The organism is Nocardiopsis endophytica (assembly GCF_027706725.1).
Classification (GTDB): Bacteria; Actinomycetota; Actinomycetes; order Streptosporangiales; family Streptosporangiaceae; genus Nocardiopsis_A; species Nocardiopsis_A endophytica.
This window is the reverse complement of record NZ_JAQFWQ010000161.1, coordinates 1-13,168: the sequence shown is the minus strand read 5'-3', so window position 1 is coordinate 13,168 and position 13,168 is coordinate 1. Positions and strand designations below refer to the sequence as shown.

Sequence of the window (13,168 nt, the reverse complement as noted above, 5' to 3'; positions counted from 1 at the left end):
CGTCGCCGCCCATCAACGGCGACCACGCGCACGCGCCGCGCCCGACAGCGCTGCGGAAAGGGCCGCCCACCTGTCCTCGTCGCCGCCGTCCACCCCACACCCTGGCGGCCCGGCGCCCGGCCGGGGGCCTGAAGCGGGGTACCCGCTCACCCGCCCGCGCCGGGAGGACCCGGAGGAGGGCCCGGAGCTCGAGAACGCCCGCCACACCCGGGGTCCCCGTGATCACTGCTTCGAGGCGCTCAGCCGCCCTCGGGCCCCTCGCCGCTCCCCCCGCGCGGCTGGGCGTCGGCGATCAGCTCGTCCATCCGCGCCGCCAGCGCGAAGTCGGCCTCCGTCACCCCGCCGGCCGCATGCGTGGTCTGGTGCAGCGTCAACCGGTTGTACCGGATGTCCATGTCCGGATGGTGCCCCGCCTGCTCCGCCGCGTGCGCGATCGCCTCCACCAGGTGCACCACCGACATGAAGTCCGGCATCACCACCGTCCGGCGGATCTCGGCGTCCTCAGGACGCCACTCCCACCCCTCCAGCAGCTCCAGCCCGTCGGTGATCTGCTTGTCGTCCAGCAATGCCATCGCCCATCGCCTCCGTGGCCGACCGGCCGGGCCCACCCCGGCGCCCGGCCCGATCGATCGTCGTCCCCGGTGCGGTCCTGCTGTCCGGCGCGCCCCAGGGCGCGCTCGTGGGTGTCCTACCTCGCCGGGCGCCCCGCCAATCAGAACCCCGACCACCCGAGAACCCGCACCGCCCGCCGCACCGCCGCGCCCGCGCGCGCTCAGGGCCGGTCCCGCCAGCGCGCGAACCCGCCCTCGCTGTTGAACACCTGCCCGGTGACCCAGCGCGACTCGTCGGTGGCCAGCCACGCGATCAGCCGGGCCGGGTCGTCGGGCCTGCCCACGCGCCCCATCGGCAGCTTGTGCATGAGGGCGGACTCCACCTCCTCGGGCAGGTACCCCGTCTGCACCGGCCCCGGATTGACCGTGTTCACCGTGATACCGCGATCGGCCAGCTCATCGGCCACGGTCAGGGTGATCGCCGCCAGCGCGCCCTTGGCCGCCGCATAGGCGATCTCCCCCGGCATGGGCCCCTGCCCCTGCCCGGAGGTGAAGAAGACGACGCGCCCGCCGGGGCGCCCGTCGTGGGCGGCGGCGAAGGCCTGGGCCAGCATCAGCGGAGAGCGCGCGTCCACCGCCCAGTGCCCGTCGAGCATGGCCTCGGTGACCCCCGCCAGGTCCGCATCACCGCCCGAACGGGCGTGATTGCACACCAGGACGTCCACATGCCCCAGGAACGCCCGGGCCGCCTCGAACAGCTCGTGCGGCGCGCCGGGCGCCGCCAGGTCGGCCTCGGCGCCTCCGACCCGGGCCTGAGGGTCGGTACGGGCGGCCCGCACCCCCTCCAGGACGGCGCCGGTGTCGTCGGCGCCCCAGGGCTGCTCGGCGTCGTGCGGACGGTAGTGGTGGCAGAAGACCGAGGCGCCGTAGGAGGCCAGGCGGCGGGCGACGGCGTATCCGATGCCGTCGCGCCTGCTGACCCCCGTCACCAGGGCGGTACGGCCCTGCAGGGGGCGCGCCGGGCGTTCGGGGACGGGGTCGCGGGGGTCGATGGGGCGTTGGTCCACGGCGCGCTCCTGCCTCCTGTGTGTCGGGGCCGGCCGGATGTCCGGCGCGGGCGGTAGGGCACGCTACCGGCGGGCGCGCCGGCGGCCCACCGGTTTTCGGGCGAGTGGGCCCGGGACCGCCGCCGAGCAGAGGCGCGCCGGCCGCGGCTCAGAGTTCGGCGATGCGGCGGCGCAGCTCCTCACGGATCGATTCGGCGTCGCTGTCCATGCCTGCGGTGCGCTCGATGAGCAGGAGCTGCTGGATCGTCTTCTCCTGCTGCCGTTCCCACTCGGCTGCCGCGTCGGGGCGGCCCGAGGACTCCAGTTCCTTGGCGCGGGTCGCCATCAGGTCGATGAGCTCGCGGCGTTGCTCCAGGATTCTGGCCATGGTGCGCTCTTCCTCGCGTTCCCGTACGGCTTCGGTGCGTTCCTCCAGGGCGCGGCCGAGGGCCTGGCGTGCCTTCTGCTTGGCGTCGTGGGCGCGGCCGTCCTCGATGAGGGCCAGCAGGTCGCCGCGCAGCGTCTCGGTGTCGGTTGACTGCCCGGTGCGGGCGTCGATTGCGATGAGGTCCAGCAGCAGGCCGTCGTGGCGTTCGGTCCACTCCACGCCCAGGCGCCCGGCCCGGTCGGCGATGGTCTTGATGAGTTCGGCCCGCTCGCATTCGGCCTTGGCCAGCAGGTAGCGCAGTTCGGCGCCCCCTTGCTGCCGGGCCTCGGCCGCGCGTTCACGGTGGCGCTGCAACTCTGGTTGCAGGGAGGCCAGCCGGGATTCGAAGTCGCGCGGTCGCCCCCATGCCGCGGGGTTCAGCCACTTTCCCAAGCTCATGGACGCAGATCCTTCCGTAGCGGGCAACGCACCCGCCCTTTTTGCACGGGACGGACCTTGGACGGTCGGTGCGGCGGAGCCGCTCCGTTGTGTTTTTTGGAGTGTGGTGGCACAACACTCCTGACTTTATGGCGTAGATCTATGGCAGGGGACTCCCAGAGCGCTGACGGGACCCGCCGCACCTTCGCCGCAAGCGCGCTGGGGCGCCGATCCCGCGCCCCCTCAAGGGCGCTACCGCACCGCTTCCCTGGGCTCGCTCCTCCGCGCCCGCGCCGCCCTCTCCACGGCCGCCACCGCCACGAGGACCGACACCCCCACCGCCCCGGTCGCCAACCCCACCGCGGGCTCGGCCCACTCCCCCGCCGACCGCAGCACCACATCGGCCACCAGCACCGTGCACGCCCCCGCCGGCACCGCCGCCGCCACCGACCGCACCGGGCGCCCCCGGCCGATCCATCCCCCCACCACGGCCCCGGGCAGCCCCGCCAGCAGAAGCGGCCCGGCCACCGCCGTCCCCAACCCGCACAGAACCGCCGCCGGAACCACGGCCGCCCACGGCCCACCGCCCGGCCCGCCCGCGCCCGAGAGCACCAGCACCGCCGCCACCGCGGCCACGCACAGCACCCCCAGCACCAGCGCCTGCCCCAAGGCCCCCGACAGCGTCCCGACCGCCACCCAGGCGAGCCCCGGCCAGGCCGCCTCCCACCCCCCGGCCGCGCGCACCGCGGCCCCCACCGCGGCGGCGGTCAGCACCCCGTCGACCGAAGCGCCCACGACCGCCCGCCCCGCCGGGCCCCACCCGGAGCCCAGGCGCCGCAGCACCGCCGTCACCACGGCCCCGGCCGCCAGCGCCCCCGCCACCGCCGCGGCGGCGCGCTCCCCGGGCCCGGCCTGGCCCACCGGCCCGGCCAGCACCGCCCCCAGGACCGCTCCCCCGCCCATGCCCAGCAGGCGCACGTCAACCGCGCGGCTCCCCCACGCCACCTGCAGCACGGCCCCCGCGGCGGCGAACACCGCCCCCGCGGCCGCCCCCGCCGCCAGGCGCGGCACCCGCAGCTCCCACACGATGAACCCCACCGACCCGGGCTCCCCGCCCGGGGCGGCCAGCGCCCGGACCAGCTCGCGCCACGGAACGGGGTACTCGCCCACCAGCAGGGCCGCCACCGCCGTCGCGGCCAGCAGCGCGGCGCTCGCGCCCACGGCGGCCGCCCGGGCCGCCGAACGGCCGCCGAGCATCACGCCCCCTTCCCCTTCCGGAGGGGGCCGCGGCCGCCCACGGCCGCGTGCGCCCCGCGGATGCGGCCGACGCTAGCCCGGCGCCACCGGCGCGGAAAGGGCCCCTGGCCCGGCACGGACCAAGGTCCCCGCCCAGGCGGGGCGCAGTGCCCGGTCAGGTCAGGGTCTGGGGGTCCTGCGGCAGGGTGGACAGGTCGTCGTCGTCCAGCGGCGCCTCGGGCACGTCCGAGGACGGCTCCTGCGACGGCGGCGACGAGGGCCCATCGCTCGGCGAGGACTCCCCCTCCCCCGACTCCGACGGGGATGGGGACGGGGAAGGCGAGGGAGACGGCGAGGGGGACTGGCTCGGGCTCGGCGACGGCGACGGCTCGGCCTGCGCCCCGGCCTGCTGGGACAGCAGCGACAGCCAGAAGTACAGCAGCACCACCAACAGCACGGCCAGCAGCAGCAACAGCACCATGCCCACCACCACCGCCCGGTTGGCGCGCGGGGCCGCCGCCTGCCCGCCGCCGCCCGGCAGCGGCCAGAACCACCGCCCCGACGCCGGCGCCGCGCGCCCCGACCAGTGCGGCTGCAGCGACGGCGCCGCGCCCGAGCGCACCCGCCCCGCACCACCCGACACCGGCTCCAGCAGCGCGGCCGCGCCCCGCCCGTCCCCGCCGGGGGCCACCGCCGCCCACGCCGCCGACGCGCGCGTGCTGGAGGCCAGCACCTTCGGCCCGCCGGACGCCTTGCGCCCCTGGGCCACCGCCGTGCGGAACCGCTCGCGCGCCTCGGAGTCCCCCGCGGCCCCCTCGCTCAGCAGCGCCACCTCGACCGGGTCTCCGCGGGAGTCCACGGCCGAGTACACCGTGCCCTCGGGCGAAGACGACAGGCGTGCGCGCAGGCGGTACCCGCCGAGCTGGCGCGGGTCGCCCTCGTGCAGTCCGCCTCGCGCCTCCACGCGCACCCCCGAACCTCATCAGGCCCCGCCGCGCCCGGTCCGGGGCGCCCCGAAGCGCCCGCGCGGCGGTAGCATCGCCGATGTGTGAGCATTCCCGACTCTCCGTGCGGAATCCAACCGCCGCACGGAGGGGACGTCAGGGAACGCGGGCCCAATGCTATGCGGCCGCCCGGTCGGCGCGACAGCGGCCCGACACGCCGGGCGGCGAGGACGGCTCCGGCGCCCCGGGGCGCCGGCGGAAAGGCTGGACGAATGCAGGACGACGACACCGCGGGCCGGGCCGCCCCCGAGGCGGCCCCCGGCGGCGAGGGCGGGCAGGCCCCGGCCGACTCCACCCGGCTGCTGCGGGCGGCCCTGCAGGAGGTCTCCTCGGTCATCGTCGGCCAGGACGCCATGGTCGAGCGCACCATGGTGGCGCTGATCGCGCGCGGCCACTGCCTGCTGGAGGGCGTGCCCGGCATCGCCAAGACCCTGGCGGTGTCCACCCTGGCCCGGGTCGCCGGGGGCACCTTCTCCCGGATCCAGTTCACCCCCGACCTGGTGCCCTCCGACATCGTGGGCACCCGCATCTACCGGCCCTCGGCCGAGCGGTTCGACGTGGAGCTGGGCCCGGTCTTCGCCAACTTCGTGCTCGCCGACGAGATCAACCGCGCCCCCGCCAAGGTCCAGTCCTCCCTGCTGGAGGTCATGGCCGAGCGGCAGGTGTCGCTGGGCGGGCAGACCCACCCCCTGCCCGACCCCTTCATCGTCGTGGCCACCCAGAACCCGGTGGAGTCCGAGGGCGTGTACCCGCTGCCCGAGGCCCAGCGCGACCGGTTCCTGATGAAGGTGCAGGTGCCCCACCCCCGCGCCCACGAGGAGATGGAGATCCTGCGGCGGATGAGCACCGCCCCGCCCCAGGCCCACCAGGTCCTGGACCCGGTCACCCTGCGCGAGCTGCAGGAGACCGCCGAGCAGGTGCACGTGCACCGCCTCATCGCCGACTACGTGGTGCGCCTGGTCATGGCCACCCGCGAACCCGACCAGTACGGCATCGGCGACCTGCGCCGCGTCCTGGAGGTGGGCGCCAGCCCCCGCGCCACCCTGGGCCTGGTCGCCTCCGCCCGCGCCCTGGCCCTGCTGCGCGGCCGCGACTACGTGCTGCCCGACGACGTGCGGGTGCTGGCCCGCGACGTCATGGCGCACCGCCTGGTCCTCACCTTCGACGCCCTGGCCGACGGGGTGAGCACCGAACAGGTCGTCGACCGGGTGCTGGCCGCCGTCCCCCCGCCCCGCGTCATCTGGGACGAGCCGCACGGCGAGGCCTCCGCGGCGATGGCGGCGGGCTGAGGCATGCCGGCCCCGCCCCGACGCCCCGCCCCCCTGCTCGACCCGCGCGCCCACGAGGCCCTGGGCCGCCTGGACCTGCGCATCGTGCGGCGCATGGAGGGCCTGCTGCACGGCGAGCACCTCGGGCTGCGCCAGGGCCCGGGCAGCGAGCCCGCCGAGGCCCGCCGCTACCTGCCCGGCGAGGACGACGTGCGGCACATGGACTGGGCGGTCACCGCCCGCACCACCGTGCCGCACGTGCGCGACCAGGTCGCCGACCGCGAACTGGAGACCTGGACCCTGCTGGACCTGTCGCCCAGCATGGACTTCGGCACCGCCGGGTGCGAGAAGCGCGACGTGGCCGTGGGCGCCCTGGCCGCCGTCACCGTCCTGACCCAGAAGGTCGGCGACCGCTTCGGCGCCTACTTCCTGCACCGCGGCCGGGTGCGCCGCTGGCCCGCCCGCTCGGGCCGCTCGGCCCTGACCACCCTGATGGCCACCGTGGCCGCCGCCCCCCGCGGCGACGCCGAGCTCGGCGGCGCACGCCCCGCCGCAGGCCGCGCCGACCTGGCCGCGGCCGTGGAGGAGCTGGCCCGCTCCCAGACCCGCCGCGGCCTGCGCGTGGTCGTCTCCGACTTCCTCGACACCCCGCCCGACGGCGCCCCGGTGCCCTGGGAGCGGCCCATGCGCCGGCTGGCCGCCCGCCACCAGGTGCTCGCCGTGGAGGTGCTCGACCCGCGCGAGCTGGACGTGCCCGACGTGGGCTGGGCCGAGCTGGCCGACCCCGAGACCGGGCGCGCCCGCGCCGTCAAGATCACCCCGGCGGTGCGCGAGCGCTACCGGGGCGCCGCCCGCGCCCAGCGCGAGGCGGTCGCCGCGGCGCTGCGCCGCACCGGGGTGCCGCACGTGGTGCTGCGCACCGACCGCGACTGGGTGGTCGACATGGCCCGGTTCGTGGTCTCCCAGCGCACCACCGCCCACCGGCTGGCCCGCCACACCCCGGCCCGGCCCCGCTGAACAGCGACGAAAGGACGATGCCGTGAACCTGCTGTCCCCCGGCTGGATGGCCGCGGCGCTGGTGGTCGTCGCCGCGCTGGCCGCCGCCTACGTCTGGGTCCAGCTGCGGCGCCGCGCCCAGGCGGCGCGCTTCACCAACCTGGCGCTGCTGGACCGGGTGGCCCCGGCGCGGCCGGGCTGGCAGCGGCACGTGGGCGCGGCGCTGTTCCTGGCGGCGATGCTGGTGCTGGCGGTGGCCATGGGGCGCCCGGCCATGCCGGTGGAGGTGCCGCGCGAGCGCGCCACCATCATGGTGGCCATCGACGTGTCGCCGTCCATGGTGGCCAACGACGTCGACCCCGACCGGATCAGCGCCGCCAAGGAGTCGGCGGTGGGGTTCGTGGAGTCGCTGCCCGACCGGTTCAACGTGGGGCTGGTGAGCTTCTCGGCGACCGCCGGGGTGGTGGCCTCGCCCACCCAGGACCACCAGGCGGTGGCCGACTCCATCGAGAACCTGCAGATCTCCCCGGGCACCGCCATCGGCGAGGGCGTGTTCGCCTCGCTGCAGTCCATCGAGTCCTTCGACTCCGAATCGGGCGAGGAGCCTCCGCCCTCGGCGATCGTGCTGCTCTCGGACGGGGAGAACACCAGCGGCCGCCCGGTGGCCTCGGCCTCCCGCGCGGCCTCCGAGGCCGAGGTGCCGGTGTCCACGATCGCCTTCGGCAGCGGCACGGCGCTGGTGGAGATCAACGGCGAGCCGGTGGAGGCCAACATCGACAAGGAGGCGCTGGAGCGCCTGGCCGACGACACCGGCGGCTACTTCTACGAGGCCGAATCCGAGACCGAGCTGAGCAAGGTGTACGAGGACATCGGCTCCTCGCTGGGCAGTGAGATCGAATACCAGGAGAACGTGGTGTGGTGGGTGCGCGCCGCGGTGCTGCTGGCGGCGCTGGCCGCGGCGGCGTCGCTGCTGTGGGGGCAGCGGGTGCCCTGAGGGGGCTGGCCGCATCCGGCCCGCGGGGCCCAGAGCGTCCCGCAATGCGGTCGCCGATGGCGCATCGTCCCAGTTCGACCGGTAACGTAGCCCTGTTTGCCGCTGACCGTTGAGCTTCCGCGCGAAGCCGAGTCACAAGAGAATGGGAACGATGCCGGATACCGCCACCGCGCCCGCGGTGATCTTCTTCGACCTGGACGACACCCTGCTGGACGATAGGGCGGCCAGCGACGCGGGCCTGCGCACCCTGATGGACCGGCTCGGGCACCCCGACTACAACGCCGCCCGCACCCTGTGGGAGGTGCAGACCGAGATCTCCTTCGGCGCCTACATCGACGGGCGGCTCGGCCTGCAGGAGCAGCGCCGCGAGCGCGTGCGCGCGCTGGCGGTGCAGGCGGGCCACTCCGCCGTGCCCGACCAGGCCTGCGACGACCTGTACCGCCAGTACCTGGAGGCGCACAGCGCCGCCTGGCAGGCCTTCCCGGACGTGGCCCCGGCCCTGGCCGAGCTGGCCCAGGCCGGCATCGGGCTGGGGGTGATCACCAACGGGGTCGAGGAGCTGCAGCGCCAGAAGCTGGACCGGATGGGCCTGACGGGGCACTTCCGGGCGATCGTGTGCGCCGACGCGGCCGGGGCGGGCAAGCCCGACCCGCGCATCTTCCACACCGCGGCCCAGCGGCTGGGGGTCGACCCCAGGATGTGCTGGCACGTGGGCGACCAGCTGCACGCCGACGCCCTGGGGGCGGCGGCCGGGGGGATGCGGCCGCTGCTGCTGGACCGGCGCGGCGCCCACCGGGACCAGCAGGACGTCCGGGTGATCACGGGGCTGGGCGACCTGGTGGGCCTGGTCACCGCCCCGGAGCTGCGGTGAGCGGCGGCGCCTTCGGGCGCCCCGGCGCGCGCCGTGCGCGCCGGACCGCGGTGCACGTCGCCGGGGCCGAGCGCGGCGCGCGGCTGCTGTTCGGGCAGGACCCGGTGGAGGCGGCGCGGCGCTCGGCCGGGCTGGGCGGGCACGAGCGCCTGGAGGCGCTGGACGTGCGCGCCGAGCTGGTGGAGCTGGAGGGGCCCGAGGGGCCGGTGGACATGCACGTGGACCGGCTGCTGTTCGCCCCGTGTGCGGCGGTCCGCGAGGCGGGCCCCGGCGGGGCCGGCGCCGGTGCCGGTGCCGCGTGGCCCTCCGGCGGGCTGCTGCCGTCGGCGGCCGAGCTGGCGGGCGAGGAGCCGCCGCGGCCGGGCCCGTCGCTGCGGCGGCTGGGCGGCTACGGCCTGGTGACCGACCCGGCGGGGCGGCTGCTGCTGTCGCGCATCGCCGAGGGGTTCCCGGGTGAGGGGACCTGGCACCTGCCGGGCGGCGGGGTGGACCACGGCGAGCAGGTGCGCGACGCGCTGCGCCGCGAGGTGGCCGAGGAGACCGGTCAGCGGGCGGGCGTGGGCGCCATGGTGGGCGTGGTGCACCACCACAGCACGGGGGTGCGCGGGCCCGAGGCCGAGGAGACCGAGATCTACGGGGTGTGGGTGTTCTTCCACGCCCACGTGGCCGAGCCGGGTGAGCCGCGCGTGCAGGAGGTGGGGGGTTCCACGTCGGACTGCGCGTGGTTCCTGCCCGAGGACCTGCCGCACCTGCCGCTGTCGACGACGGCGCGGCGGGGGCTGGGACTGCTGTCGCGCGCCGAGGCGGTTCCCGGGCCGGAGGGGGCCTAAGAGCCCGCACGAACAGGCGGTCGGACCGCAGGGCGCCCAGCCTCGCCGACCCCGCCGCCGAGCGCCGCCCCCGCGTCGTTGATCTCGGGAAAAGCGCCCCTAAAACCGGCCCGGAAGCGTCGTTTCTCCCGAGATCAACGCCGAGCACACCCGCCCATCCGCGCGCCTTCCATGAGGGGCGCCCTGGGGGCCGGTGCCGAGGCCCCGTGCCGCCGAGTCCCCTCACGCATGGCCCCCCGCTGCGCCGGTCATCGTCCATGGGATCTACCGACAGCATCCTTGGAGTGGCGCCATGTCCATCCGCCCGGTCGGGCCGCAGGAGCGCGCCCCCACACCCCCGAAGTGATCACACTCCGTCATGCGTGGTGACTCGGCCGTGATCGGACCCGGTGCGCAGTAGTGGCGGGCCGCGAAGCGGCGCGATTGTCGGGAGTGAAAAGCGCCACACCATCCCCGCCCTTATGACGTAGATCATGGCATCGGCGCTCCCGCGCGCGTTGCGGCTCCCCCCCTTCGCCCCTCAGGCGCGCACTGCCCTGGCCCTGCAGGCCGCTTGCGGCATCCGCCCCTCCCCTCACCCGAAAGCGCCGCCCGCGTTCGAACACGGGCGGCGTCCAGGGCGACGGCGGAGGGCACCGTCAGCGCGCGCTTGGCACCCCTTCCACCGGCGGTGCGGCGTCCACGCGGCTCCCCTCCCCCGGATCGCCGCTCTCCCCTCCCGGGGCCGGCTCCCCCTTCGGCAGCCACCGCAGTGCGAGCACGCCCAGGCCCGTGTGCACCAGTCCAGCCACGACCGCCACCACGTGCAGCCCCGTCACGAAGGCCGACTTGGCCTCGGCCAGCGCCGCCGCCCCCACGCCGGGCAGCTCCGCGGTCTCGTTCAGCGTCGGCGCCAGGTCCGGGCCCAGCAGGCGGAAGACCAGCGCCGCCAGAGAACCCAGCAGGGCGATCCCCAGCGCGTTGCCGATCTCGTTGGAGGTCTCGGCCATCGCGGCGGCCGACCCGGCCCGCTCGCCGGGCACCGCGGCCACCGCCACGTCGGCCACCACCGCGAAGGAGATGCCGTACCCCAGCCCGGCCACGACCATCGCCGCCACGTACCAGCCCGCGCCGCCGGTGACCGTGGTCATCAGGAACAGCGACAGCCCGGCGGCGATGGCGAAGTGGCAGGCGACCAGCGCCGCGCGCGTCCCCACGCGGCCCACCGCCATCGGGGTGACGATGCAGGTCGCGGTGAGCACCAGGGCGCCGGGAACGGCCAGCAGCGCCGCCCGGAGGACCGACACCTCCAGCACCGTCTGCAGGTAGACGCCGGACAGGTAGGCGGTGGCCGACCAGGCGGCCAGCGGCAGCAGGCCGGTGACGATGGCGACGGTGAACACCCGGTCGCCGAAGAGCCCGAAGTCGATCAGGGGGTGCTCCAGGCGGCGCTGGCGCCGGGCGAAGACCGCCAGCACCGCCACCCCGCCCGCGCCCAGGACGGCCGGGACGGCGCCCAGGCCCTCGGCGGCCATGGTCTTGACCGCGTAGATGGCCATCAGCAGGCCCACCACCGACAGCACCACGCTCGCCGCGTCGACGCGCCCGGGGCGGGTCTCCTTGACCTCACCGAGCAGGACCGGGGCCAGGACCAGGAACAGCGCCACCACGGGCAGGTTGACCAGGAAGACCGAGCCCCACCAGAAGTGGGTGAGCAGCCGGCCGCCCACCACGGGGCCGATGGCGAACCCTGCGGCGAAGGCCGCGGCGAAGATCCCGATGGCCTGGGCCCGGTAGCGGGGGTGGGGGAACAGCTCGCTGAGCACGGCCAGGGCCGAGGGCAGCAGGGTGGCCCCGGCGATGCCCATCAGGGCGCGGAAGGCGATCAGCAGTCCGGCGGAGGGGGCGAAGGCCGCGCCGGCCGAGGCCAGGCCGAAGAGCAGTGTTCCGATGAGCAGGAGTCTGAGCCGCCCGTAGCGGTCGCCGATGTTGCCGAAGGCCACCAGCAGGGACCCGACCGCGAAGCCGTAGATGTCCAGGATCCACAGCGACTGGTCGGCCGTGGGCGTCAGGGCGTCGGTGATCCGGGGCATCGCCAGATAGAGGATGGAGTTGTCCATGGCGACCAGCAGGACCGGGCCGAGGATGACCGCGAGTCCGAGCCAGGCCTTCAGGCCGGGCGCCCGGCCCGTTTCAGGGGTGGTGTGCGGAGTCTGCATGGCACCGACGGTGACGGGGGCCCGGACGGCGGACCAGCCCTCCGCCGTGGGTACACCTGGCGGGGGCAGGCTCGTCCGCGCCCCGGCGCACTAGGGTCGACGGCATGGAGCTGGAGACCTTGGGCGTGTTCCTCAAGTCGCGCCGCGACCGGGTGACCCCCGCCGATGTCGGCCTGCGGACCTACGGGAGCGCCCGCCGGGTGCCGGGCCTGCGGCGCGAGGAGCTGGCCCACCTGGCCGGTGTCAGCGCCGGGTACTACACGCGGCTGGAGCAGGACCAGGCCGGGACCGCCTCGGGGCAGGTGCTCGACGCGCTGTCCAGGGTGCTGCTGCTGGACTCGGCCGAACGGCGGCACCTGCACAACCTCGCCGACCGCCCGGCGGTGCCCGGGCTGAAGCGGCCCAGGCCGGAGCGGCCGCACGCCAGGGTGCTGGCGCTGCTGGAGTCGCTCGGCGAGCGCACACCGGCGGTGGTGCTCGGGCGCCGCGGAGACGTGCTCGCGTGGAACCGCACGGGGCACGCGCTGATCGGCGAGCACCTCGACTTCGCGGCGCCGGGCGACGCCAGGAGGCGCCCGTCGGTGCCCAGGATGTTCTTCATGGACCCGCTGACCCGGGACCTGCACCGCAACTGGGAGGAGCTGGCGCGCGTGCACGCGGGGTACCTGCGGCTGACGGCCGGCCGGTACCCGACCGACGCGCGGCTGGCGGAGCTGATCGGCGAGCTGGCCATGCGCAGCGGCGACTTCGCGGCGCTGTGGGCGGCCGGCGAGGTGTCCGACTGCACGGTGGGCCGCATGGACCTGCGCCACCCCACCGTGGGCGGGCTCAGAGTGGACTACCAGGTCTGGCTGCAGCCCGACTGCCCGGACCACCGCCTGGAGGTTTACACCCCCGCCGACGAGGCCTCCGCCGACGCGCTGCGCCTGCTGTCCGAACAGGCCGCCGAGGCGGAGGCGGGCCGTTCGTCCGATGGGGCCGGGGACGACGACGGCCCGCCGGCCGAAGAGGCCCCCACGCACACGGCCACCGGCTGAGCGGGGCAGCACCGACGAGGCCGGGCCGATAACCCTCACTGCAGCGCTGCCGGCCGCGGCGCGTGTGCGTGCTCGCCGTGGCGGGCGGCGGCGGCAAGAGGGGGCGGTTCCCCGGCCCTGCCTGCCATCCGTCCGGCCGCTGGCGGTCCGGGCGGGTGGGGCGACCCGGAGGGCGGGTGGTCGCCCGCGCTCGTGGCGCCCGCGCCTCCCGTGCCCCCTGCCTCCTGTTGTTGATCTCGGGGAAGTCGGGCTTATGGTGTCCGTTTCAACCCCGAGTTCCCCGAGATCGTCGCGGAGGGGCGGCGCCGACGGCCGCGGCGCCCTGAGGGACG

The 13,168-nt window shown here is 76.0% G+C and carries 12 protein-coding genes; 6 read left to right on the top strand and 6 right to left on the bottom strand.

Translation table 11 applies throughout. The features are described from left to right. Window positions 1-239: 239 nt before the first annotated feature. The 5 genes from O4J56_RS30555 to O4J56_RS30535 all read right to left on the bottom strand — a co-directional run bounded on the left by O4J56_RS30555 (window position 240) and on the right by O4J56_RS30535 (window position 4,602). On the bottom strand, window positions 240-572 hold the full coding sequence (locus tag O4J56_RS30555) for a 4a-hydroxytetrahydrobiopterin dehydratase (protein ID WP_270690606.1): 333 nt from the start codon (window positions 570-572) through the stop codon (window positions 240-242). Between the two features lie 200 nt (window positions 573-772). Beyond that, window positions 773-1,618, bottom strand: a complete 846-nt coding sequence (locus O4J56_RS30550; protein ID WP_270690605.1) for an SDR family oxidoreductase — start codon at window positions 1,616-1,618, stop codon at window positions 773-775. Between the two features lie 148 nt (window positions 1,619-1,766). Beyond that, the gene (locus O4J56_RS30545; RefSeq protein ID WP_270690604.1) at window positions 1,767-2,423 is read right to left on the bottom strand and encodes a coiled-coil domain-containing protein; all 657 of its coding nucleotides are present in this window, start codon (window positions 2,421-2,423) and stop codon (window positions 1,767-1,769) included. A 231-nt stretch (window positions 2,424-2,654) separates the two neighbouring features. After that, window positions 2,655-3,659, bottom strand: coding sequence for an iron chelate uptake ABC transporter family permease subunit (locus O4J56_RS30540; protein ID WP_270690603.1), 1,005 nt, complete (start codon window positions 3,657-3,659; stop codon window positions 2,655-2,657). Window positions 3,660-3,813: 154 nt separating this feature from the next. Continuing rightward, window positions 3,814-4,602: a hypothetical protein gene (locus O4J56_RS30535; RefSeq protein ID WP_270690602.1), complete on the bottom strand. Its 789-nt coding sequence runs from the start codon at window positions 4,600-4,602 to the stop codon at window positions 3,814-3,816. Window positions 4,603-4,854: 252 nt separating this feature from the next. On the opposite strand from O4J56_RS30535, the gene O4J56_RS30530 reads away from it, so the two are divergent. The 5 genes from O4J56_RS30530 (at window position 4,855) to O4J56_RS30510 (ending at window position 9,601) form a co-directional block, all read left to right on the top strand. Further along, on the top strand, window positions 4,855-5,931 hold the full coding sequence (locus tag O4J56_RS30530) for an AAA family ATPase (RefSeq protein WP_270690601.1): 1,077 nt from the start codon (window positions 4,855-4,857) through the stop codon (window positions 5,929-5,931). A gap of 3 nt (window positions 5,932-5,934) precedes the next feature. Further along, complete coding sequence (locus O4J56_RS30525; RefSeq protein ID WP_270690600.1) at window positions 5,935-6,927, top strand: DUF58 domain-containing protein; 993 nt, start codon at window positions 5,935-5,937, stop codon at window positions 6,925-6,927. 46 nt (window positions 6,928-6,973) lie between these two features. Continuing rightward, window positions 6,974-7,900, top strand: a complete 927-nt coding sequence (locus tag O4J56_RS30520; RefSeq protein ID WP_270690608.1) for a VWA domain-containing protein — start codon at window positions 6,974-6,976, stop codon at window positions 7,898-7,900. A gap of 151 nt (window positions 7,901-8,051) precedes the next feature. Next, entirely contained in the window at window positions 8,052-8,771 is a 720-nt protein-coding gene (locus O4J56_RS30515) for an HAD family hydrolase (protein ID WP_270690599.1), read from the top strand. Next, window positions 8,768-9,601: an NUDIX hydrolase gene (locus O4J56_RS30510; RefSeq protein WP_270690598.1), complete on the top strand. Its 834-nt coding sequence runs from the start codon at window positions 8,768-8,770 to the stop codon at window positions 9,599-9,601. The genes O4J56_RS30515 and O4J56_RS30510 overlap by 4 nt, the downstream gene beginning before the upstream one ends. Before the next feature lie 638 nt (window positions 9,602-10,239). Here the strand turns inward: O4J56_RS30510 and O4J56_RS30505 are convergent. Next, on the bottom strand, window positions 10,240-11,799 hold the full coding sequence (locus O4J56_RS30505) for an MFS transporter (RefSeq protein ID WP_270690597.1): 1,560 nt from the start codon (window positions 11,797-11,799) through the stop codon (window positions 10,240-10,242). A 104-nt stretch (window positions 11,800-11,903) separates the two neighbouring features. Between O4J56_RS30505 and O4J56_RS30500 the strand changes: the two genes are divergently transcribed. Continuing rightward, the gene (locus O4J56_RS30500) at window positions 11,904-12,836 is read left to right on the top strand and encodes a helix-turn-helix domain-containing protein (protein ID WP_270690596.1); all 933 of its coding nucleotides are present in this window, start codon (window positions 11,904-11,906) and stop codon (window positions 12,834-12,836) included. The last annotated feature ends 332 nt before the right edge of the window (window positions 12,837-13,168 follow it).